Genomic DNA, 20,533 nt, shown 5'->3' with positions numbered 1-20,533 from the left:
GGTCGGGCCTCGCGGGGCTCGCCGAGCGCGCGCAGCAGGCGGGCATGGCGCTCGAGGTGCGCAGCGACCACCGCGGCACGACCGTGCGCGTGGGGGCGGCGTGATGCGCGTGCTCGTCGCCGACGACCAGGCGATGGTGCGCGGGGCGTTGAGCGCGCTGCTGTCGCTCGAGGACGACGTCGAGGTCGTCGGGCAGGCTGCCGACTGCGGCGAGACCATCGCGCTCGCCGCCGAGCTGCAGCCCGACGTCGTGCTCATGGACGTGCAGATGCCGGCCGGGGGCGGCGCGAACGACGGCATCGACGCCGTCGAGCGCGTGCTCGAGCGGTCGCCTGCGACGCGCGTCGTGATCGTGACGACCTTCGGCCGCGCCGGCTACCTGCAGCGCGCGCTCGCGGCGGGTGCGCGCGGGTTCATGGTGAAGGATGCGCCGGCCGAGCGACTCGTCGACGCGTTGCGGCAGGTGCGCGCAGGCAGGCTCGTCGTCGACCCGGATCTGGCGGTGCAGAGCCTCAGCGTGGGCTCGTCGCCGCTCACGCCCAAGGAGGCGGAGGTGCTCGCCGCGGTCGCGCGCGGCGGCGACACGGCGGCGATCGCCGAGCGCGTGCATCTCTCGCCGGGCACGGTGCGCAACCACCTGTCGAGCGCGATCGGCAAGCTCGGCGCGGCGAACCGCGCCGAGGCGGTGCGGATCGCGACGGAGCACGGCTGGGTCTGACCCGCGCCGCCGGGCCTCGCTGCGCTCGAGCCTCGAGGGCCAGCGGGGAGAGATCGGGGCACGATCCCGTCACGATCTGGATCGTGACCCTGGCGAAACGCGTGCGAAACGCGCGACCCTCAGAGTCAGAAGCTACGGGAGCGGAGGGTCACGTGACCACGGTCAGAGCAGCCATCACCCAGACGACGTGGACGGGCGACAAGGAGTCCATGCTGGATCGCCACGAGGCGTTCCAACGCGAGGCCGCCGAGCAGGGGGCGCAGGTGATCTGCTTCCAGGAGCTCTTCTACGGCCCCTACTTCGGCATCACGCAGGACCAGAAGTACTACCGCTACGCCGAGCCGGTCGACGGGCCCATCGTGCAGCGCTTCGCGGCGCTCGCGAAGGAGCTCGGCATGGTGTCGATCCTGCCGATCTACGAGGAGGAGCAGACGGGCGTGTACTACAACACGACCGTCGTCGTCGATGCAGACGGCTCGATCCTCGGCACGTACCGCAAGCATCACCTGCCGCACCTCGACCGGTTCTGGGAGAAGTTCTACTTCCGCCCCGGCAACCAGGGCTACCCCGTGTTCGACACCGCCGTCGGCAAGGTCGGCACGTACATCTGCTACGACCGCCACTTCCCGGAGGGATGGCGCGAGCTGGGCCTGAACGGCGCCCACATGGTCTTCAACCCCAACGCGACGAAGCCGGGCCTGTCGAACCGGCTCTGGGAGGTCGAGGGCCCGGCCGCGGCGGTCGCGAACGGCTACTTCGTGCTGCAGCCCAACCGCGTCGGCCGCGAGGACAACGAGTACGGCGACCTCGCCGTCGACTTCTACGGCACGAGCCAGGTCATCGACCCGCGCGGGAACTTCGTGGGCGAGCGGGGCTCGAGCGAGCACGAGGAGCTGCTCGTGCGCGACCTCGACCTCGACCTCGTGCAGCAGATGCGCGACGACTGGCAGTTCTACCGGGATCGCAGGCCCGACTCCTACACGCGGATCGCGCAGCCGTAGGGGGCATGGCATGACCACGACGCTCATCGCAGGCGGCACCGTCGTCTCCTCCACCGGCCGCGTCCTCGCCGACGTGCTCGTCGACGGCGAGACGATCCGTGCCGTGCTCGAGCCGGGCTCGACGCTGCTCGGCCACGACCTCGCCGCATCCGTCGACCGCGTGATCGACGCGACCGGCAGGTACGTCATCCCGGGCGGCATCGACGCCCACACCCACATGCAGCTGCCGTTCGGCGGCACGTTCGCCTCCGACACGTTCGAGACCGGCACGCGCGCCGCAGCGTGGGGCGGCACGACGACCATCGTCGACTTCGCGGTGCAGAAGACGGGGGAGCGGCTGCAGGACGGCCTCGCCACCTGGCACGAGCTCGCCGCGGGCGAGTGCGCCATCGACTACGGGTTCCACCAGATCGTCGGCGGCGTCGACGACGACTCGCTCGCCGCGATGCGCGGGCTCGTCGACGAGGGCATCTCGAGCTTCAAGCTCTTCATGGCCTACCCGGGCGTCTTCTACTCCGACGACGCGCAGATCCTGAAGGCGATGCAGGTCTCGGCCGAGACGGGCCTCATGACGATGATGCACGCCGAGAACGGCCCGGCGATCGACGTCATCGCCGAGCAGCTCGTCGCCCAGGGCAAGACGGCGCCGTACTACCACGGCATCGCCCGCGCCTGGCAGATGGAGGAGGAGGCGACGCATCGGGCGATCATGCTCGCCAACTACACGCAGGCGCCCCTCTACGTCGTGCACGTGAGCGCGAAGCAGGCCGTGCAGCAGCTCGCATGGGCCCGCGACCAGGGGCAGCAGGTGTTCGGCGAGACGTGCCCGCAGTACCTGTACCTGTCGCTCGAGGAGCAGCTGGGCGCACGCGGCAGCGAGTGGGGCGAGTTCGAGGGCGCGAAGTGGGTGTGCTCGACGCCGCTGCGCAGCCGCGAGGAGGGCCACCAGGACCACATGTGGCAGGCGCTGCGCACGAACGACATCCAGATGGTCTCCACCGACCACTGCCCGTTCTGCATGAAGGATCAGAAGGAGCTGGGTCTGACCGACTTCCGTGCGATCCCGAACGGCATCGGCTCGATCGAGCACCGCATGGACCTCATGTACCAGGGGGTCGTCACGGGCCGCATCACGCTGGAGCGCTGGGTGGAGCTCACGTCGACGACGCCGGCGCGCATGTTCGGCATGCACGGCCGCAAGGGCGTCATCCAGCCGGGCGCCGACGCCGACATCGTGCTCTACGACCCGAACGGGCACACGTCGATCGGCGTCGAGAAGACGCACCACATGAACATGGACCACTCGGCGTGGGAGGGCTACGAGATCGACGGCCACGTCGACACGGTCATGGCACGCGGCAAGGTCATCGTCGACGGCGGCGAGTACCTCGGCTCCAAGGGCGACGGGCGCTTCGTGAAGCGCGGCCTGTCGCAGTACCTGGCGTAGGGGGCTGCGATGGACTTCGGAGCCGTCTTCCAGACCAACCCGCCGTCGGCTCGCGTCGTGCAGCTGTCGCAGCTCGCCGAGGCGCACGGGTTCAGCCACGTGTGGACGTTCGACAGCCACCTGCTGTGGCAGGAGCCGTACGTGCTGCACTCGGCGATCCTCGGCGCGACCCGCAAGGTGACCGTCGGCCCGTTCGTCACCAACCCCGCGACCCGCGACTGGACGGTCACGGCGAGCGTCTTCGCGACCCTCAACGAGATGTACGGCAACCGCACCGTGTGCGGCATCGGCCGCGGCGACTCGGCGGTGCGCGTCACGAACGGGGCACCGACGACGCTGAAGACGCTGCGGGATGCCGTGCACGTCATCCGCGAGCTCGGCTCGTCGCGCTCGGTCGAGCACAACGGCGCGACGCTGCGGTTCCCGTGGTCGAAGGGCTCGGAGCTCGAGGTGTGGGTCGCGGCCTACGGGCCGAAGGCGCTGCAGCTCGCGGGCGAGGTCGCCGACGGCTTCATCCTGCAGCTCGCCGACGTCGACATCGCCAGGTGGATGATCCAGGCGGTGCGGGATGCTGCGGCGAACGTGGGCAGGGATCCGGACGACGTCACGATCTGCGTCGCCGCGCCCGCGTACGTCGGCGACGACGTGCCGTACCAGCGCGACCGCTCGCGCTGGTTCGGCGGCATGGTCGGCAACCACGTCGCCGACATCGTCGCCCGCTACGGCGACTCGGGTGCGATCCCGCAGGCGCTGACCGACTACATCGCCGGCCGCACCGGGTACGACTACAACAGCCACGGCAAGGCCGACAACGACCACGTCGACTTCGTGCCCGACGAGATCGTCGACCGGTTCTGCCTGCTCGGACCCGTCGAGGCGCACATCGCGAAGCTGCAGCAGCTCGCCGACCTCGGCGTCGACCAGTTCGCCGCGTACGTCATGCACGACGACAAGGAGGAGACGCTGCGGCAGTACGGCGAGCACGTCATCCCCGCGCTCACCGAGCACGTGACGGCCACGTCGTGAGGCTGCGCCAGCACGTGCGGCCGGCCCTCCTCGGCCTCGTCGGCGTGCTGGCGCTCGCAGCGGCGTGGGAGGGCTACAAGGCGCTCGGCCCCGCCGACGGGTGGCGACTCGGCGACGTGTCGGTGCTGCCGCGCACGACCGACCTCGCCATGCCGCACGTGTGGGAGATGGTCGCGCGCGCGTTCGAGCCGGTGCGGGGCGGCTCCGACGAGCTCGTCGTGCAGGCGGTGCTGGCCGCATGCGTCACGTCGGCGGCGACGGCGCTCGCCGGCCTGCTCGTGGGCGCCGTGGTGGGCTTCGGCCTGGCGCTGATCATGCAGGCGCTGCCGATCGCGCAGGCGGCGATGCTGCCGTGGCTCATCCTCAGCCAGACGGTGCCGCTCATCGCGCTCGCACCCATCGTCGTGTCGTGGGGCGGACGCATCGACGGGTGGGAGCGGTGGATGAGCGTCGCCGTCATCGCCTCGTACCTCGCGTTCTTCCCCGTCGCGGTGGGGGCGCTGCGCGGCCTGCAGTCGCCGACGGCCGCGCAGGTCGATCTGCTGCGCTCGCAGGGCGCGTCGTGGTGGGCGACGCTGCGGTACCTGCGGCTGCCCTCGGCGGTGCCCTACGTGCTGAGCGCGCTGCGGCTGGGCGCCGCGGCCGCGATCGTCGGCGCCGTCGTCGCCGAGGTGTCGACGGGCTCGCGCGGCGGCATCGGCCGCCTCATCGTCGAGTACGCGCAGGCGGGATCCTCGGATCCCGCACGCGGCTGGTCGCCCATCTTCGGCGCGGTCGTCATGGGCCTCGCCGTCGCGGGGCTCGTGGCCCTGGCGGGGCTCGCGCTCTCGCGCTACCGACGGCTGGAGGCCGCATGAGCGCCGTGGAGGTCCGTGCAGCGACGAAGGTGTTCGCCACGCGCAGGGGCGAGGTGCGCGCGCTCGACGCGGTCGACCTCGTCGTCGACGACGGCGAGTTCGTGTCGCTCATCGGCCCGTCGGGCTGCGGCAAGTCGACGCTGCTGCGACTCATCGCCGACCTCGACGCGCCGACGGCGGGCGACGTGCTCGTGTTCGGCGCGACGGCGAGGCAGGCGAGGCTCGACCACGCGTACGGCATCGCCTTCCAGCAGGCGGGGCTGCTGCCGTGGCGCACGGTGCGGCAGAACGTCGAGCTGCCGTTGCAGCTGCACGGTGCGACGGCGACGGCGCGGCGTGCGAGGTCGACCGAGCTGCTCGAGCTCGTGGGGCTCGCCGACTTCGCCGACCAGCATCCCGATCAGCTCTCCGGCGGCATGCAGCAGCGGGTCGCGATCGCCCGGTCGCTCGCGGAGCATCCGCGGCTGCTGCTCATGGACGAGCCGTTCGGCGCCCTCGACGAGATGACGCGCGAACGCCTGCAGGGCGAGCTGCACCGCATCGTCGGCGAGACGGGGGCGGCGGTGGTGTTCGTCACCCACTCGATCCCCGAGGCCGTCTACCTCTCCGACCGCGTCGTCGTCATGAGCCCGAGGCCCGGCCGCATCACCGACGTCGTCGCCGTGGAGCGGCAGGCGATGGATGCCGCAGGCGACGCACGCGAGGCCGATGCGTTCTTCGCGTCCGTCACGGCGGTGCGCGAGGCGTTGCACGGGCGCGACGGCGCCGAGCCCGGCGCCCGCGGGGTGGAGACGCGATGACGCCGGCGGTGCGGGTGCTGGCGCCGATCGCGCTGGGAGTCGTGCTGCTCGTCGTGTGGGAGGGCGCCGTCGCGCTGCTCGACATCCCGCCGTACCTGCTGCCCGCGCCGACCGCGATCGGCGCGCAGGCGGCGATCATCCTCCCCGGCCTCGTGCAGGCGGCGCTCGCGACCGGCACGAACGCGCTCGTGGGGCTCGTGGGCGGCGCGATCCTCGCGATCGTCATGGCGGCGCTCGCGTCGCGCATCCGCTGGCTGCAGTCGATCGTCGAGCCGCTGGTCGCGGCGATCGCCGTCGTGCCGATCGTGGCGCTCGCCCCCGTGCTCGGCACGATGTTCGGCGCCGCGAGCGAGACGCCGAGGCAGATCGTCGTCGGCATCGCCGCGTTCGTGCCCGTGTTCGTCAACACGCTGCGCGGCCTGCGCCGCAGCGACCCCGTGCACCGCGACCTGCTGCGGGCGAACGGCGCATCCGGCTGGCAGGTCACGTGGCACCTCACGCTACCGGGTGCCTTGCCGTACGTGTTCACGGGCCTGAACATCGCCTCGTCGCTCGCGGTGATCTCCGCCGTCGTCGCGGAGTACTTCGGCGGCCTGCAGAACGGCCTCGGCTCCCGCATCGCCTCCGCGGCAGCCCAATCCGGGTACGCGCGCGCGTGGAGCTACGTGCTCGCCGCCGTCGTGCTCGGGCTGGCCTTCTACCTCGCGACCCTGCTGCTCGAGCGATCCCGCCGCCGAGCGACCACCTGAGAGGGGAACACCATGCACAGCACACCCAGGAGGCTCGGCGTCATCGCCGCCGCCACCGCGACCGCACTCGTCCTCGGCGCCTGCTCGGCAGGCGGCGGCGACGCCGTGCCCGAGGAGGGGGAGGACGGCCTCACCCCCATCACCCTCCAGCTCCAGTGGTTCGCGCAGGGCCAGTTCGCCGGCTACTACGCAGCCCTCGAGCAGGGCATCTACGAGGACTACGGCCTCGACGTGACGATCGTCGAGGGCGGCGCCGACATCGTGCCGCAGACGGTGCTCGCCGACGGCCAGGCCGACTTCGCGATCGCGTGGGTGCCGAAGGCGCTCGCGTCGATCGAGGCGGGTGCGGGCATCACGAACGTCGCGCAGATCCTCGAACGCTCCGGCACGCTGCAGGTCGCGTTCGCCGACTCGGGCATCGAGGGGCCAGAGGATCTCGAGGGCGCCAACGTGGGCTCGTGGGGCTTCGGCAACGAGTTCGAGCTCTTCGCGGGGCTCGGCGAGGCAGGGCTCGACCCCATGTCGGACGTGACGCTCGTGCAGCAGGCGTTCGACATGTCGGGCCTGCTCTCCGGTGACATCGACGCGGCGCAGGCGATGTCGTACAACGAGTACGCGCAGCTGCTCGAGACCGTCGATCCCGAGACGGGCGAGCTGTACACGGCCGACGACTTCACCGTCATCGACTGGAACGAGGCGGGCACCGCCATGCTGCAGGACGCCATCTGGGCCAACACGGAGGCGCTCGGCGACGAGGGGTTCCAGGAGACGACGGTCGCCTTCATCGAGGCGTCGCTGCTGGGGTGGATCTCCGCCCGCGACGACCCCGAGGGGGCGGCGCAGCTCGTGGTCGACGCAGGCAGCCAGCTCGGCGCCTCCCACCAGCTGTGGATGGTCAACGAGATGAACGGCCTCATCTGGCCGTCGACGAACGGCATCGGCCTCGTCGACGAGGCGGCCTGGGACCAGACGGTGGAGATCTCGATGTCGACGCCCAACCAGGACGGCTCGACCGTCATCACCACCGACCCGCCGGACACCGCCTACGACACGACGTACGTCGAGCAGGCGCTCGCGAACCTCGAGGAGGACGGCGTCGACGTCATGGGCGCCGACTACGCACCCATCGAGGTCACGCTCGCCGAGGGCGGCCAGTAGGCCTCCCGCACCCGACGGTGCCCTAGCGTGGAGGGGCGAGGGAGCCCTCGCCCCTCCACGCGCACGGTTCGAAGGAGCATCCATGGCCGACACGGTCCTGAACGACGCGATCGCCGCCGATCCGGCAGCGGGCGACCGCGCCCGCGCGCTCGACGCGCACGTCTTCCACTCCTGGTCCGTGCAGGGCCAGACGAACCCGTTCGTCGTCGCAGGCGGACTCGGCACCCGCGTCTGGGACCACGACGGTCGCGAGTACCTCGACTTCTCCAGCCAGCTCGTGAACACGAACATCGGGCACCAGCATCCGGCGGTCGTCGCCGCCATCAAGGCCCAGGCGGACGTGCTCACGACCGTCGCGCCCGCGACGACGAACCTCGTGCGCGGCGAGGCCGCCGAGGCGGTGCTCGCGCACGCGCCCGGATTCCAGAGCGTCTTCTTCACGAACGGCGGCGCCGACGCCATCGAGAACGCCATCCGCATGGCGCGACTCCACACGGGCCGCGACAAGGTCGTCTCGCTCTACCGCTCGTACCACGGCAACACCGGCGCGGCCGTCGTCGCGACGGGCGACTGGCGGCGCGTGCCCAACGAGTTCGCGCGCGGCCACGTGCACGCGTTCGGCCCGTTCCTGTACCGCAGCGAGTTCTGGTCGGAGACGCTCGAGCAGGAGTGCGAGCGCGCCCTGCACCACATGCGCCGCGTGATCGAGGCCGAAGGGCCCGAGTCGGTCGCGGCGATCCTCGTCGAGGCCATCCCCGGCACCGCGGGCGTCATCATGCCGCCACCCGGCTACCTCTCGGGGCTGCGCGAGCTCGCCGACCGCTTCGGCGCCATGCTCATCATGGACGAGGTCATGTCGGGCTTCGGGCGCACGGGCGAGTGGTTCGCGCACGACGCGCACGACGTGCGCCCCGACCTCATCGCCTTCGCGAAGGGCGTGAACTCGGGCTACGTGCCCGTCGGCGGCGTCATCGTGAGCCCCGAGATCCACGACACGTTCACGAAGCGCGTCTTCCCAGGCGGCCTCACCTACTCCGGTCATCCGCTCGCGGCGGCGTCGATCGTCGCGACGCTCGGCGCCATGGCGTCGGAGGGCATCGTCGACAACGCCCGCCGCATCGGCACCGACGTGCTCGGCCCCGGTCTCGCCGAGCTCGCCCAGCGCCACGCCCTCATCGGCGAGGCGCGCGGCGTCGGCGTCTTCTGGGCGCTCGACCTCGTCGCCGACCCCTCGACGCGCGAGCCCGTCGGCGCCGACGTCATCGGCGCGCTGAAGGGCGCGCTCATGCGCCGCGGCCTGCTGCCGTTCGCGGCCGACAACCGCATCCACGTCGTGCCGCCGTGCGTCGTCACCGACGACGAGGCGCACGCGGCGCTCGCGATCTACGACGAGGCGTTCACGGAGGTGGGTGCCGCGTGAGCGTGCACCTCATCGGCGGCGGATGGGCCGAGGACGAGTCGGCCTGGACCGGCAGGTTCGTCGCCGAGGCACGCGAGCGCGCGGGCAGGCGACCCGGCATCGCGGTCGTCCTGTGGGCCGAGACGGCAGCAGAGGGCGAGTCGTGGCACGAGGAGTACCGCGCCGATCTCGCCAAGCACGACTGCGAGGTGCGCATCGTGCAGCTCGCCGCCGACCGGCCGCTCGAGCCCGCCGACCTCGCAGGCGTCGACGGCATCTTCGTCGGCGGCGGGCTCACGCCCGGCTACCACGAGGCCGTCATGCCCGCCGCGCAGGCGATCCGCGAGCTCGTCGCCGACGGCACGCCGTACGCAGGGTTCTCGGCGGGCGCGATGATCGCGGGCGACGTCGCGCTGCTGGGCGGGTGGCGCATCGGCGGCGTCGAGGTGACGCAGGAGCGCAGCGCCGAGGGCCTCGACGACGTGACGCTGGCGGAGGGGATCGGCCTCGTCGACGTCGTCGTCGACGTGCACGCCTCGCAGCACGGCACCCTCGCCCGCGCGATCGCGATCGTCGACGCCGAGCTCGCCGAGCGCACCGTCGCGATCGACGAGCGCACGTCGCTCGTCGTCGGCGCCTCGGCGCTCGTCGCGGCAGGCGAGGGCAACGTGTACGTGTGCACGAAGGACGGCCCGTCCGTGCAGGTCGCGGTGCTGGGCGGCCGATGACGGCGCCGCTGTCGGAGCTCGTCGACGCCGGCTGGGCCGCTGCGCTCGCGTCCGTCGAGCCGCAGATCCGGCAGCTGGGGGAGCGCCTCCGCGAGGAGGCCGCCGCCGGCCACCGGTACCTGCCGGAGGGGCCGCGCGTGCTGCGAGCCTTCGAGCGGCCGCTCGCCGACGTGCGCGTGCTCGTCGTGGGACAGGATCCGTACCCGACGCCCGGCCACGCCGTCGGGCTGTCGTTCTCGGTCGACGCCGACGTGCGCCCCGTGCCGCGGTCGCTGCAGAACGTGTACAAGGAGCTCGAGGCCGACCTCGGCATCCCGCCGGCGTCGCACGGCGACCTCACCGCCTGGGCCGACCAGGGCGTGCTGCTGCTCAACCGCGTGCTCACGACCCGCGAGGGCGCGAGCGACGCCCACAGAGGGTGGGGGTGGGAGGCCGTGACCGAGCAGGCCATCGCGGCGCTGGTGCAGCGGCCAGAGCCGCTCGTCGCCATCCTGTGGGGTGCGAAGGCGCAGCAGCTGACGCCGCTGCTCGAGGGCACGCCCATCGTGGCGAGCCCGCACCCGTCGCCGCTGTCGGCATCCCGAGGCTTCTTCGGCTCGCGACCGTTCTCGCGCGTGAACGCCCTGCTGCAGGAGCAGGGCGCGCCGCCGATCGACTGGCGACTGGAGTAGGCCCATGCTGCCGGAGGAGTACGACAGGCGCCGCGTGCTGCCTCGGCATCTGCGCAGCGTGCGCGCCGAGCCCGAGTTCTCGTTCGTCATCCGCCCCGCGACGATCCGCGACCTGCCGGCCGTGCGGTCGATCTACGCCCACTACGTGCTGAACTCGTCGGTGACGCTCGACGAGCGGCCGAAGACGCTGCAGGAGTGGCGGCGGCTGTTCGACTGGCTCGAGCGGCTGCGGCTGCCGTTCCTCGTCGCCGAGTCGGGCACCCACACCGTGATCGGCTACGCGCTCGCCGAGCCGTGGAAGCCGCGCAGCGCGTACCGGAGGATCGTCGAGCACTCGATCTACCTCGCCCCCGCATCCACGGGCCGTGGGCTCGGGAAGGCGCTGCTCGTGGCGCTCGTCGACGCCGCGACCGAGACGGGCTGCAAGGAGATGGTCGCGGTCATCGCCGACGAGAAGGCGGAGGCGTCGGTGCGGCTGCACGAGCGGCTCGGCTTCCGCGAGACGGGCCGCATGGGCAAGGTGGGCCGCAAGTTCGGGCGGTGGCTCGGCACGATCACGATGGTGAAGCCGCTGAAGCGTCGCCGCCGCTGACCCCCCCGATGGTGGCGTTTCGCAGGCGATCAGGGGTGCCGGAGGGGTATCTTCCCTCGACCCACCCGGATCGCCTGCAAGACGCAACCGCGCAGCGGCGCAGGGTGGCGGACTCGTCCTCTTTGTTCTAGCGTCGACTAGAACAACCTCAGGAGGTGCGCATGTCGGAGCCGAACCCGATCGCGCAGCGCCGTCGCTTCGGGCTGCACGACCTCGAGCCGGCCTCGCGCGGCCCGTGGTGGCGCCGCTGGTCCACCGGGGTGCTCATCGGCGGTCCCGCCATCGCGATCATCGTCGTCGAGCTCGTCGACCTCTTCCGCCTCCCCGGCCCGCACGAGATGTCCGTCTGGGCCGGCATCGCGATGCTCGCGCTCTGGGCGCATCTGCTCGTGCGGTCGATCGTGCCGCTCGCGCACGTCGCGTGGAGCATCGACGGCGGCCTCGCAGCCGTCTCCGGCATCGCGCTCACGCAACGGCTCGCCCCCGACGAGCTGTGGGTCACGGTCGCCGTCCCGGTCGCGCTCACGGTCGCGGTGATGGCGACGCGGCGACCGCCGCCCCGCCGAGCGCTGCCCGTCGCGCCGCCCACGCCGCAGCCCGGCGGCTCCGCGGCCGTCGTCGCGTTCTCGGAGAGCGCCTCGAACCCGAGCCGTGCCGCGCTCATCGTGGCGGGCTGCGTCGCCGCCGTCGGCCTCGGCGTCTTCATGGTCGTCGCGAACGGCTCGATCGGCTGGTGGTACTTCGGTGCCGCGCTCGTCTGGCTCACCGGCAGCATCCCGTGGATGCTGCGCGTGACCCTCGACCGCACGGGATTCGTCGTGCGCTCGCTCGTGCTGCCCGGCAGCCTCGTGCGCATCCCGCTCGGTGACATCGCCGACCTCACGGCCGGCGTCGCCTACCGCAAGGACTGGGGTGGCGGCGGCACCGTCGCGGACGACGGCATGACGTCGATCCTGCGCGCCGACGGCGCCGCCCTGCTCGTCACGCGCACCGATGGCACGCAGGTCATCGTGAACGTCGAGCGGCCAGACGAGGCCATCGCGACGTACGCCGCGCTGCGAGCAGGAGGCGCCGCGTGACGGCGCAGAGCCCGACGGCGCCGCCGAGCCCCTCGGCGCTCCCCGTGCTCGAGGTGCGGGGCGCGACCTCCCGGCGTCGACACGTGGTGGTGGCAGCCACGGCGATCCTCCCCATCCTCACGGTCCTCGTCGCGACGCGCGCCCAGGCTGCGCACGCGCACGGCTGATGCGCTTCGTCGTCGACCCCGCGATCGCCGAGCCGCTCCACGAGCAGATCGCCAGGCAGGTGCGGGATGCGTTCGAGTCGGGTGGGCTGCTGCGCGGCGAGCGGCTGCCGCCCGCGCGCGAGCTCGCCGACGCGCTCGAGATCAACATGCACACGGTGCTGCGCGGCTACCAGTCGCTGCGTGACCTCGGCCTCGTCGAGCTGCGCCGCGGCGCGGGCGCGCGCATCCGGCCCGACGCGGTGCCGGTGGGGGCGCGGCTGCGGGAGCTCGTCGAGCAGCTGCGCATCGAGGGCGCGCGCCTGGGCATCCCGCCCACCGACCTCGCCCGCATGGTCGCGGGCCAACCCCCGCACCCCCACATCTGAGGTTCTCGGCCCAATCTGACCTCAGATTGGGCCGAAAACCTCAGATGCAGGGGTGGAGGGCGGCTCAGCGGCGCGCGAGGCCCAGGTCGTACGCGAGGATCACGAGCTGCACGCGGTCGCGCGCGTCGAGCTTGCGCAGCAGCCTGCCCACGTGGGTCTTGACCGTCGACTCCGACAGCACGAAGCGGGCAGCGAGCTCGTCGTTCGTGAGGCCCTCGGCGATCGCCACGAGGAACTCCCGCTCGCGCGGGGTGAGCACGTCGAGCGCCGAGGCATCGGCCGACTCGGGCGCCGACGACGCGAAGTGCTCGAGCATGCGCCGCGTCACCGTGGGCGCGAGCGCCGCGTCGCCCGCATGCACCGCGCGGATCGCCGCGACGAGCTCGGTCGGCCGCGCATCCTTCAGCAGGAACCCGCTCGCGCCGGCGCGCAACGCGGCGTAGGCGTACTCGTCGAGGTCGAACGTCGTGAGCACGAGCACCTTCGGCAGCGCGGCCGCCGCGGTGATGCGCTCGGTCGCCGCGATGCCGTCGACGCCCGGCATGCGCACGTCCATGAGGATCACGTCGATGCCGCCGCGTGCGGCGAGCTCGACGGCACCGGCGCCGTCGGCGGCCTCGCCGACGACCTCGACGTCGTCCTCCGCCTCCAGCACCATGCGGAAGCCGAGGCGTACGAGCTCCTGGTCGTCGACGAGGGCGATGCGGATGGTCATGGCTGCTCCGTGTCGTGCTGGGTGCGCCCGGCTGCCGGATCGGCCCCCGGGCGGGTGGTCTCATGCAGGGTCGCGACGATGCGCCACCCGGTGGGTGCTCGCGGACCCGCCTCGACGGTGCCCGCGAACATCGCCGCGCGCTCGCGGATGCCGACGAGGCCGCGCCCGGCGCCCGTGGTCGTCGCGGGCGCTCCCGCACCGTCGTCGACGACCTCGATGCGCACGGCGTCGCCGTCGTGCCGCACCGTCACCTCGATGCGACCAGCGTCTGACGCGTGCCGCATCACGTTCGTGAGCGCCTCCTGCACGATGCGGTGCACCGTGAGCGCGAGGGCCTGGTCGGCGATCGCCGGCCCCGACGTCGTGAGCCGCACGGGCATGTCGACGTCGCGGAACGAGGCGACGAGGGCCTGCAGGTCGCCGGCGGCAGGCTGCGGCGCGCGCGCCACGTCGTCGCCGGGCTCGCGCAGCACGCCCAGCAGCCTGCGCATCTCGGCGAGCGAGTCGCGGCCGGTGTCGGCGACGCGGCGCATCGTGTCGGATGCGCGCTCGGGGTCGCGGGTGGCCTGCGCCGCCGAGCCCTCCGCGAGCGTGACCATGACGGTGAGGCCGTGGCTCACGACGTCGTGCATCTCGCGGGCGATGCGAGCGCGCTCGGCGGCGACGGCGAGCTGCGCCTGCTGGTCGCGGTCTCGAGCCATGTCGTCGGCGCGCGCGATGAGCGCGGCGACGTAGGAGCGTCGCGCTCGCACCGACGTGCCAGCCAGCACGGCGACGACGTACGAGGCAAGGCCGACGAGGTTGATCGACACGACGGGTCCGACGCTCACGGGCTCGGTGGCGGGGAGGATGAGCGTCGCGACGAGCGATGCGGCTGCCGCTGCGGCGACGCCGATCCAGGCGTGCAGCTGCCTGCCGTACGCGCCCACCGAGTACAACGCGACGTAGATCGCGATGAACGCGCCAGCCGACGCCTCCGAGGGGAGCACGAGCAGGGCGGCGATGACGACGGCGACCACGAGCGGCCACCGTCGGCGCAGCAGCAGCGCACCGCCCGCGACGATCGCCACGACGAGCATGAGCACGCCCGACCAGCGCTGCGACTCGCCGAACGCTGCGAGGACGATGGAGATGACCAGCACGGGCAGCTGCGAGCCGACGGCGAGCAGCCAGTCGATGAGCCGCGGGTGCCGCAGCCCGAACCTGCGGATGAACCCCGGAGGCCGGGGCAGCGGCAGGGAGCCCCCGGCGCGAACGCCGGGGGCTCCCTGCACGGTCGTCATGCCTGTCGACCCTACGCGTCGCGGCGCTTGAGCACGGCGGCCGCACCCAGGAGGGCGACGGCGGGCCATGCGGCCGTGACGGCGACGGCGCGCCAGAAGTCGCCGGAGGGCTCGAGGCCCGGCATCGACATGACCATGCCGGAGTTCGCCAGCAGGTACGGCGTCGCGTCGTTGACCCACTCGAACGGCACGAGGCCGACGACCGCCGGCAGCACGAGCAGCGTGCCGAGCGCGATGGCGATGCCGCCTGCGCCGGAGCGCACGAGCGCGCCGACCGCGAGCGAGAACACCGTCAGCAGCGCCAGGTACACGGCGCCGCCGAGCACGGCGTAGCCGACCGATGCGTCGATGCCCATGTCGTCGATCGCGATGCCGAAGGATGCGGCGACCCCGATCGTCGAGAGCATGCCGATCGCGAGGGCGATGCCGCTCGAGACGAAGGCGATGACGCCGAGCACGAGCGCCTTCGCGCCCAGCACGGGCAGGCGGGACGGCACGGCGGTGAGCGACGAGCGGATCTGGCCGGAGCCGTACTCGCCGGTGATGGCGATGACGCCGAGGATCGCGAACACGAGCTGCGACACGAGCAGTCCGGACGATCCGAGGGCGGCGACGGGCACCTGCGAGAACAGGCCCTGCTCGATGGCGCCCTCGGGCGCCGTGGCGAGCGTCGCGAGCGTGGCGAGGGCACCGAGCCCTGCCGTGATGACGACGGCGATCGCGATCGCCCATCCCATGGAGCGCACGCTCGTGAGCTTGATCCACTCGGAGCGCAGCACGCCACCGAACGTCACGCGGTGCGGGGTCTCGCGGAAGGTGGCGCGACGCGCCTCGGGTGCGTCGGCCGCGGGTGTGGTGGTGGTCATCGTGCGCCTTCCGTCCTGTACTCGACGGCGTCGCTCGTGAGCGCCATGTAGCGCTCCTCGAGCGTCGCCTTGCGGGGCGTGAGCTCCTCGATGCCGATGCCGGCGCCCACGGCGACCTCGGCGATGCGCGGCGCGGGCACGCCAGCCACCTCGAGGGCGTCTGGCGCGACCTGCGTCGTGGTGACGTCGTCGGCGGCGAGCAGGTGCGCGAGCCGGTCGACGCCGGCGCCGCGCACGCGCACGACCTGCTGGCCCTGGTCGCCGAGGATCTCGTCGATCGACTGATCGGCGAGCACGCGGCCCTTGCCGAGCACGACGACGCGGTCGGCGACCTGCGCCATCTCGCTCATGAGGTGCGACGACAGCAGCACGGCGCGGCCCTCGGAGGCGAGCGACCGCAGCAGTCGGCGCACCCACGCGACGCCCTCGGGGTCGAGGCCGTTGACGGGCTCGTCGAGGATGAGCGTGTGCGGGTCGCCGAGCAACGCGGATGCGATGCCGAGCCGCTGGCCCATGCCGAGCGAGAAGCCGCCGACGCGCTTGCGGGCGACGGACTCCAGACCGGTGATCTCGAGCACCTCCCGCACGCGCGCCTTGCCGATGCCGTGGGTGGCGGCGAGGCCCAGCAGGTGACGCTCGGCGGTGCGGCCCGGGTGCCATGCCTTCGCATCCAGCAGCGCCCCCACCTCGGTGAGCGGCGAGCGCAGCTCGCGGTAGGGGACGCCGGACACCGTGACGGAGCCCGCGTCGGGACGGTCGAGGCCGACGATCATGCGCATCGTCGTCGACTTGCCTGCGCCGTTGGGGCCGAGGAAGCCGGTGACGAGGCCCGGACGGACCTCGAATCCGACGTCGTCGACCGCGACCTTCGCGCCGTAGCGCTTGGTGAGATGGTCTGCTGCGATCATGCATCCAGCGTGGCGGTCGAGCGGGGTGCGGCGCGTCCGCCGCAGGGCGGAACGTCGAGCGGATGCGGTGGTACCCAGGGGGGACGCCGGCAGGCACCAGGGCGTCGTGGTGGCTACCGTCGCACGCGCCCTCGGCGGGCCGGTGCTCGTCGTCGTGCGTCGCGTGTCGGTGCCCGGTGCCATGCTCCCGGGCATGGCGACGTACGACGAGTGGCGGGCGGCGCGCGTCGACGCGGAGGCGAAGGCGGCGGCCGCCGCCGACGCCGCGCATGCGCAGGCGACGGTCACGAGCCTCGGCCCAGGCCTGTGGATGGTGTCGGTCGCGGGGGTCACGCGAGGCACGGTCGCGCGCATCGTCGTCCGCGGCGAGGTGCGGTTCGAGGCGCGGCTGCGGCACGTCGACCCAGGCAGCGGCACGCGCATCGGCGAGTACTGGGAGCTGGCGAAGGCGGTGGCGGCGTTGCGGTCGGAGGTGCCGCGGTTCGTGGGCCGCGATCCGTTCCGCGAGCTGACGAACTACGTCTCGCGCGACCAGATGCGCGAGCGCACCGAGCGTGCCAGGCAGCGCCGCCGCGCGGGCCGCTACTCGTAGCCCCGCGTGTGCTCCCGCACCGCTCCGTGAGGTGCGAGCGGAGCGAGCCTCGAAGGGAGTTGCACGACTGGTGCGTGTGGTCGTGGTGGTGGCTCGCCGTTCGAGACGGCTGCTCGCTGCGCTCGCGGCCTCCTCAAGGAGCGGTTGGGGGAGTCGTCCTGCGGCGAGCCTCGACGGGAGCCGCCCGAGCGCGGCTCGACGTCGCGGGTGGCGCATAGGCTCGAGAGGTGACGGCGCTGCATGAGCTCTCGGCCATCGACCTGTGGGATGCGATCCATCGCAGGAAGGCGTCGGCGCGCGAGGTCGCCGAGCACTTCCTGCAGCGCATCGAAGGCGACGAGACGAACGCGTTCGTCACCGTCACGGCCGACGCCGCGCTCGCACGCGCCGACGCCGTCGATGCCGCCGACGATCGCACGCCCGTCATCCACGGTCTGCCGTTCGCCGACAAGGATCTCGTGCAGCGCGCGGGCGTGCCGACGCAGTTCGGCTCGCGGTCGCGAGCGGGGTTCGTGCCGACGGTGTCCGACCTGATCGCCGACGTGCTCGACGCGGCCGGCGGCGTGAGCCTCGGCAAGACGGCGATGCCCGAGTTCGGCTTCTCCGGTCACACCTCGAGCGCGCTCACCGGCCACACGACCCTGCCGGGCAGGCCCGACCTCGGCGCGGGCGGCTCCTCCGGCGGCGCCGCGGCCGCCGTCGCAGCCGGTCTGCTGCCCTTCGCTCCCGGCAGCGACGGCGGCGGCTCGATCCGCATCCCCGCATCCGTGTGCGGCCTCGTCGGCCTCAAGCCCTCGCGTGGCCGCGTGCCCGCGCATTCCGGGGTCGGGCAGATCGGCGGTCTGTCGGTCGCGGGCCCCATCGCCCGTACGGTCATCGACGCGGCGCTGCTCATGGAGGCGATGCTCGGCCGCGTGAACGGCGTCGTGCCGCATCGCACGACCCTGCGCTCGCCGGAGGTCGACGGCGGCTCGCTGCTCGCCGCCGCGATGCGCGGCGAGGGCCGATTCCGCGTCGCGGTGCTCGAGGGCACGCCGTGGGACGACGCGGTCGACGTGACGATCTCGCAGGACGCGCGCGACGCCGTCGCGGTCGCCGTGCGCGAGCTGGACCGCGCCGGTCACGCGATCGAGGAGCTCGCGATGCCCTCGCTGCCCGGCTACGCCGACGCGTTCGCGACGCTCTGGCAGTTCGGCGCTGCCGGCATCCCCCTCGACGAGCGGCAGCGGGGGCTCGTCGAGCCGCTCACGCGCTGGCTCGCGGATGCGGGTCGGCTGCTGACGCCCGGCGAGGTGGCGCAGGCCGTCGGGCAGTTCACGGCGTTCGAGCGCACGGTGCTGGGCGCGTTCGCGCCGTTCGACGCCGTGCTCACGCCGACGACGGCGCTGCCCGCGCGTCCCCTCGACTGGTACGGCGACGATCCCGAGGAGTCGTTCCGGCAGCAGGTGCGGCACACGCCGCACACGTCGTTCGTGAACGTCGTGGGACTGCCGGCCATCACGCTGCCGGTGCACGTGACGGCCGAAGGGCTGCCGATGGGCGCGCAGCTCATCGGGCGACCGGGCGAGGAGGCGACGCTGCTGGCCATCGGGCGCCAGCTCGAGCGGCGCATCCCGTGGGAGCAGCGCACGCTCGCACGCTTCGCCTGACGCGCTCGCGGCGACCGGCTGGAGGCTACGAGGCCTTCGGCGTGCGTCGACCGCGCGGCGGGCGCTGCGCCGGCAGGTAGCCGCCGAGCTCGAGGCCCGCCTCGATCTCGAACCGGTTCGTCGTCGCCTCGATGCCGGCGGCGTAGTACAGCGGGATGAACGCGAGGCCGTACCGCAGCCACTGCTGCCTGTGCACCTCCTCGTGCGCGAGGATGCCCGGCGAGACGTTCGCGTTCGTCAGGAACGTCGCCCCGACGGTCGTACCGCCGCGGCCGAACGCCCACGTCGGCAGTCCTGACACGACGTGCAGCTCGCCCTCGCGGCGCACGGCGCCGCCCAGCAGGCGCCCCCATGCGAGCGCTGCACGCGTCGCCAGGCGGTAGCCGGGCTCGGCGATGGGCCGCGCGAGCAGCACGCGCTGCACGGGCTGCAGCGCCGCGTGCGCGGCGCGCCCCGTCGCGTGGCCGATCCGGCGCAGTCCCATGTGGGCGACGATATCGGCGCCGGGCTCCGCAGCCCACCGGCTACGCTGACGCGCATGCGGATCGCGATGGTGTCGATGCACACGTCGCCCGCAGATCGGCCGGGCACGGGCGACGCGGGCGGCATGAACGTGTACGTGCTCGAGACGGCGAAGGCGCTCGCGGCGCGCGGGCATCACATCGACCTGTTCACGCGCGCGACGGGCACGCGGTGGACGAAGCGGCTCGCGCCCGGCGTCACGCTCTTCGCGCTCGAGACGGGCGGTGGCGTGCTGCGCAAGCACGACCTGCCGAACCTCGCCGACGAGTTCGGCGAGCAGCTGCAGCGGGTGGCGGTCGATGCCGACGAGCCGTACGACGTCATCCACGCCCACTACTGGCTCTCGGGCCTCGCCGCGCTGCCCGTGGGTCTCGCGCTCGGCGTGCCGCTCGTGCAGACGTTCCACACGCTCGCGGTGCAGAAGGCGTCGGGAGGGGCTGCGGAGCCCGAGCGTCGCAGGCTCACCGAGCGCTACCTCGCGTTGGAGGCCGATGCGGTCGTCGCCGTGTCGAACGCCGAGGCCGACACCGTCATCGACGAGCTGCACGTCGATGCCTCCCGCATCTGGCTCGTGCGGCCCGGCGTCGACGCCGACGTCTTCGCTCCTGCCGGGTTCGACGTGCGCGACGACGTGCGCGCACGTCTGGGCGTCCGCGACCACGAGGCGCTCGTGGTCGTCGCGGGGCGCCTGCAGTCGACGAAGGGACAGGACCTCGCGGTGCGGATGCTCGAGCACCTCGACGATGCGGTGCTCGCGCTCGTGGGGGAGGCGCCACCGGGCGACGAGGGGTTCGTCGACGAGCTCGCGGCGATCGCGGCCGATGCGGGCGTCGCGGATCGCGTGCGCCGCATCGGCTCGCTCGACCGGCCGGAGCTCGCACGGCTGCTGGGCGCTGCGAGCCTCGTCGTCGTGCCGAGCCGAGCCGAGACGTTCGGCATCGTCGCCCTCGAGGCCGCCGCGTGCGGCACGCCCGTCGTCGCCGCCGACGTCGGGGGCCTCCCGGAGTCGGTGGTCGACGGCGCGACCGGCGTGCTCGTCGCCGGTCGCGACCCGGAGACGTGGGCGGCGGCGTGCAGACGCATCATCGACGATCCCGTGCGCCTGTCCGAGCTGTCGGCATCCGCCCGAGGCGAGGTCGAGCGGCGCACGTGGCAGGCATCCGCCGAGCGCCTCGACCAGGTGTACCGCGCCTTGGGTGCCGACCCCGACTGACGCCCCGGCCCGCGTTGCGAGGTGCGCT

The 20,533-nt window shown here is 72.9% G+C and carries 23 protein-coding genes; 18 read left to right on the top strand and 5 right to left on the bottom strand.

What is annotated here, in order from left to right:
- Positions 1 to 103: 103 nt before the first annotated feature.
- From ACZ6H8_RS02325 to ACZ6H8_RS02255, 15 genes are all read left to right on the top strand, one after another.
- Entirely contained in the window at positions 104 to 718 is a 615-nt protein-coding gene (locus ACZ6H8_RS02325) for a response regulator transcription factor (protein ID WP_464144003.1), read from the top strand.
- A 152-nt stretch (positions 719 to 870) separates the two neighbouring features.
- Positions 871 to 1,719, top strand: coding sequence for a nitrilase-related carbon-nitrogen hydrolase (locus tag ACZ6H8_RS02320; protein WP_464143986.1), 849 nt, complete (start codon positions 871 to 873; stop codon positions 1,717 to 1,719).
- 10 nt (positions 1,720 to 1,729) lie between these two features.
- Positions 1,730 to 3,166, top strand: coding sequence for a dihydropyrimidinase (hydA, locus tag ACZ6H8_RS02315; RefSeq protein ID WP_464143983.1), 1,437 nt, complete (start codon positions 1,730 to 1,732; stop codon positions 3,164 to 3,166).
- 9 nt (positions 3,167 to 3,175) lie between these two features.
- The gene (locus ACZ6H8_RS02310) at positions 3,176 to 4,192 is read left to right on the top strand and encodes a TIGR03842 family LLM class F420-dependent oxidoreductase (protein WP_464143980.1); all 1,017 of its coding nucleotides are present in this window, start codon (positions 3,176 to 3,178) and stop codon (positions 4,190 to 4,192) included.
- Between the two features lie 14 nt (positions 4,193 to 4,206).
- Positions 4,207 to 5,049 carry an ABC transporter permease gene (locus tag ACZ6H8_RS02305; RefSeq protein WP_464143977.1) on the top strand — a complete coding sequence of 281 codons (843 nt, stop codon included), beginning with the start codon at positions 4,207 to 4,209 and terminating at the stop codon, positions 5,047 to 5,049.
- Entirely contained in the window at positions 5,046 to 5,849 is an 804-nt protein-coding gene (locus tag ACZ6H8_RS02300) for an ABC transporter ATP-binding protein (RefSeq protein ID WP_464143973.1), read from the top strand. The genes ACZ6H8_RS02305 and ACZ6H8_RS02300 overlap by 4 nt, the downstream gene beginning before the upstream one ends.
- Positions 5,846 to 6,598: an ABC transporter permease gene (locus ACZ6H8_RS02295; RefSeq protein ID WP_464143971.1), complete on the top strand. Its 753-nt coding sequence runs from the start codon at positions 5,846 to 5,848 to the stop codon at positions 6,596 to 6,598. Before ACZ6H8_RS02300 ends, ACZ6H8_RS02295 begins: the two co-directional genes overlap by 4 nt.
- A 12-nt stretch (positions 6,599 to 6,610) precedes the next feature.
- Positions 6,611 to 7,756, top strand: coding sequence for an ABC transporter substrate-binding protein (locus ACZ6H8_RS02290; protein ID WP_464143969.1), 1,146 nt, complete (start codon positions 6,611 to 6,613; stop codon positions 7,754 to 7,756).
- An 82-nt stretch (positions 7,757 to 7,838) separates the two neighbouring features.
- Complete coding sequence (locus ACZ6H8_RS02285; RefSeq protein ID WP_464143967.1) at positions 7,839 to 9,176, top strand: aminotransferase class III-fold pyridoxal phosphate-dependent enzyme; 1,338 nt, start codon at positions 7,839 to 7,841, stop codon at positions 9,174 to 9,176.
- Positions 9,173 to 9,883: a Type 1 glutamine amidotransferase-like domain-containing protein gene (locus tag ACZ6H8_RS02280; RefSeq protein WP_464143965.1), complete on the top strand. Its 711-nt coding sequence runs from the start codon at positions 9,173 to 9,175 to the stop codon at positions 9,881 to 9,883. Before ACZ6H8_RS02285 ends, ACZ6H8_RS02280 begins: the two co-directional genes overlap by 4 nt.
- Positions 9,880 to 10,554 carry a uracil-DNA glycosylase gene (locus ACZ6H8_RS02275; RefSeq protein ID WP_464143963.1) on the top strand — a complete coding sequence of 225 codons (675 nt, stop codon included), beginning with the start codon at positions 9,880 to 9,882 and terminating at the stop codon, positions 10,552 to 10,554. Before ACZ6H8_RS02280 ends, ACZ6H8_RS02275 begins: the two co-directional genes overlap by 4 nt.
- A gap of 4 nt (positions 10,555 to 10,558) precedes the next feature.
- Positions 10,559 to 11,146 carry an N-acetyltransferase family protein gene (locus ACZ6H8_RS02270; protein WP_464143960.1) on the top strand — a complete coding sequence of 196 codons (588 nt, stop codon included), beginning with the start codon at positions 10,559 to 10,561 and terminating at the stop codon, positions 11,144 to 11,146.
- Between the two features lie 161 nt (positions 11,147 to 11,307).
- A complete protein-coding gene (locus ACZ6H8_RS02265; RefSeq protein WP_464143957.1) occupies positions 11,308 to 12,225 on the top strand; it encodes a hypothetical protein in 918 nt (305 codons plus the stop codon).
- Entirely contained in the window at positions 12,222 to 12,392 is a 171-nt protein-coding gene (locus ACZ6H8_RS02260; protein ID WP_464143954.1) for a hypothetical protein, read from the top strand. The genes ACZ6H8_RS02265 and ACZ6H8_RS02260 overlap by 4 nt, the downstream gene beginning before the upstream one ends.
- Entirely contained in the window at positions 12,392 to 12,757 is a 366-nt protein-coding gene (locus ACZ6H8_RS02255) for a GntR family transcriptional regulator (RefSeq protein ID WP_464143951.1), read from the top strand. Before ACZ6H8_RS02260 ends, ACZ6H8_RS02255 begins: the two co-directional genes overlap by 1 nt.
- 64 nt (positions 12,758 to 12,821) lie before the next feature.
- Here ACZ6H8_RS02255 and ACZ6H8_RS02250 read toward each other — a convergent pair whose 3' ends face one another.
- Genes ACZ6H8_RS02250 through ACZ6H8_RS02235 form a run of 4 tightly spaced genes read right to left on the bottom strand, consistent with a single transcriptional unit; the run spans position 12,822 to position 16,529 of the window.
- Complete coding sequence (locus ACZ6H8_RS02250) at positions 12,822 to 13,472, bottom strand: response regulator (protein ID WP_464143948.1); 651 nt, start codon at positions 13,470 to 13,472, stop codon at positions 12,822 to 12,824.
- Positions 13,469 to 14,755: a sensor histidine kinase gene (locus tag ACZ6H8_RS02245; RefSeq protein ID WP_464143946.1), complete on the bottom strand. Its 1,287-nt coding sequence runs from the start codon at positions 14,753 to 14,755 to the stop codon at positions 13,469 to 13,471. Before ACZ6H8_RS02245 ends, ACZ6H8_RS02250 begins: the two co-directional genes overlap by 4 nt.
- An 11-nt stretch (positions 14,756 to 14,766) precedes the next feature.
- Positions 14,767 to 15,621 (bottom strand): ABC transporter permease, encoded by an 855-nt coding sequence (locus ACZ6H8_RS02240; RefSeq protein WP_464143943.1) that lies wholly within the window; start codon positions 15,619 to 15,621, stop codon positions 14,767 to 14,769.
- On the bottom strand, positions 15,618 to 16,529 hold the full coding sequence (locus tag ACZ6H8_RS02235; RefSeq protein ID WP_464143940.1) for an ATP-binding cassette domain-containing protein: 912 nt from the start codon (positions 16,527 to 16,529) through the stop codon (positions 15,618 to 15,620). The genes ACZ6H8_RS02240 and ACZ6H8_RS02235 overlap by 4 nt, the downstream gene beginning before the upstream one ends.
- Before the next feature lie 109 nt (positions 16,530 to 16,638).
- Here ACZ6H8_RS02235 and ACZ6H8_RS02230 point away from each other — a divergent pair, with 109 nt between their 5' ends.
- Both ACZ6H8_RS02230 and ACZ6H8_RS02225 read left to right on the top strand, forming a co-directional pair.
- Positions 16,639 to 17,121 (top strand): hypothetical protein, encoded by a 483-nt coding sequence (locus tag ACZ6H8_RS02230; protein WP_464143936.1) that lies wholly within the window; start codon positions 16,639 to 16,641, stop codon positions 17,119 to 17,121.
- A 227-nt stretch (positions 17,122 to 17,348) separates the two neighbouring features.
- A complete protein-coding gene (locus ACZ6H8_RS02225) occupies positions 17,349 to 18,770 on the top strand; it encodes an amidase (protein WP_464143934.1) in 1,422 nt (473 codons plus the stop codon).
- 25 nt (positions 18,771 to 18,795) lie between these two features.
- Here the strand turns inward: ACZ6H8_RS02225 and ACZ6H8_RS02220 are convergent, their stop codons facing one another.
- Positions 18,796 to 19,254, bottom strand: a complete 459-nt coding sequence (locus ACZ6H8_RS02220) for a hypothetical protein (protein WP_464143932.1) — start codon at positions 19,252 to 19,254, stop codon at positions 18,796 to 18,798.
- A gap of 54 nt (positions 19,255 to 19,308) precedes the next feature.
- Between ACZ6H8_RS02220 and ACZ6H8_RS02215 the strand changes: the two genes are divergently transcribed.
- Positions 19,309 to 20,505, top strand: coding sequence for a glycosyltransferase (locus ACZ6H8_RS02215; RefSeq protein WP_464143928.1), 1,197 nt, complete (start codon positions 19,309 to 19,311; stop codon positions 20,503 to 20,505).
- Positions 20,506 to 20,533 lie beyond the last annotated feature (28 nt).

This window comes from Agrococcus sp. AC640b (assembly GCF_979255995.1).
Note: the sequence above shows the minus strand (reverse complement) of the source record. Positions and strands in the feature narration are given on the sequence as shown.

Excerpts from the sequence above, each read along its gene's own strand:
- ACZ6H8_RS02290 (WP_464143969.1), top strand. The coding sequence starts at position 6,611 with ATGCACAGCACACCCAGGAGGCTCGGCGTCATCGCCGCCGCCACCGCG.
- hydA (WP_464143983.1), top strand. The coding sequence starts at position 1,730 with ATGACCACGACGCTCATCGCAGGCGGCACCGTCGTCTCCTCCACCGGC.
- ACZ6H8_RS02235 (WP_464143940.1), bottom strand. The coding sequence starts at position 16,529 with ATGATCGCAGCAGACCATCTCACCAAGCGCTACGGCGCGAAGGTCGCG.
- ACZ6H8_RS02295 (WP_464143971.1), top strand. The coding sequence starts at position 5,846 with ATGACGCCGGCGGTGCGGGTGCTGGCGCCGATCGCGCTGGGAGTCGTG.
- ACZ6H8_RS02265 (WP_464143957.1), top strand. The coding sequence starts at position 11,308 with ATGTCGGAGCCGAACCCGATCGCGCAGCGCCGTCGCTTCGGGCTGCAC.
- ACZ6H8_RS02245 (WP_464143946.1), bottom strand. The coding sequence starts at position 14,755 with ATGACGACCGTGCAGGGAGCCCCCGGCGTTCGCGCCGGGGGCTCCCTG.
- ACZ6H8_RS02255 (WP_464143951.1), top strand. The coding sequence starts at position 12,392 with ATGCGCTTCGTCGTCGACCCCGCGATCGCCGAGCCGCTCCACGAGCAG.
- ACZ6H8_RS02270 (WP_464143960.1), top strand. The coding sequence starts at position 10,559 with ATGCTGCCGGAGGAGTACGACAGGCGCCGCGTGCTGCCTCGGCATCTG.
- ACZ6H8_RS02300 (WP_464143973.1), top strand. The coding sequence starts at position 5,046 with ATGAGCGCCGTGGAGGTCCGTGCAGCGACGAAGGTGTTCGCCACGCGC.
- ACZ6H8_RS02250 (WP_464143948.1), bottom strand. The coding sequence starts at position 13,472 with ATGACCATCCGCATCGCCCTCGTCGACGACCAGGAGCTCGTACGCCTC.
- ACZ6H8_RS02275 (WP_464143963.1), top strand. The coding sequence starts at position 9,880 with ATGACGGCGCCGCTGTCGGAGCTCGTCGACGCCGGCTGGGCCGCTGCG.
- ACZ6H8_RS02325 (WP_464144003.1), top strand. The coding sequence starts at position 104 with ATGCGCGTGCTCGTCGCCGACGACCAGGCGATGGTGCGCGGGGCGTTG.
- ACZ6H8_RS02285 (WP_464143967.1), top strand. The coding sequence starts at position 7,839 with ATGGCCGACACGGTCCTGAACGACGCGATCGCCGCCGATCCGGCAGCG.
- ACZ6H8_RS02215 (WP_464143928.1), top strand. The coding sequence starts at position 19,309 with ATGCGGATCGCGATGGTGTCGATGCACACGTCGCCCGCAGATCGGCCG.
- ACZ6H8_RS02240 (WP_464143943.1), bottom strand. The coding sequence starts at position 15,621 with ATGACCACCACCACACCCGCGGCCGACGCACCCGAGGCGCGTCGCGCC.
- ACZ6H8_RS02220 (WP_464143932.1), bottom strand. The coding sequence starts at position 19,254 with ATGGGACTGCGCCGGATCGGCCACGCGACGGGGCGCGCCGCGCACGCG.
- ACZ6H8_RS02310 (WP_464143980.1), top strand. The coding sequence starts at position 3,176 with ATGGACTTCGGAGCCGTCTTCCAGACCAACCCGCCGTCGGCTCGCGTC.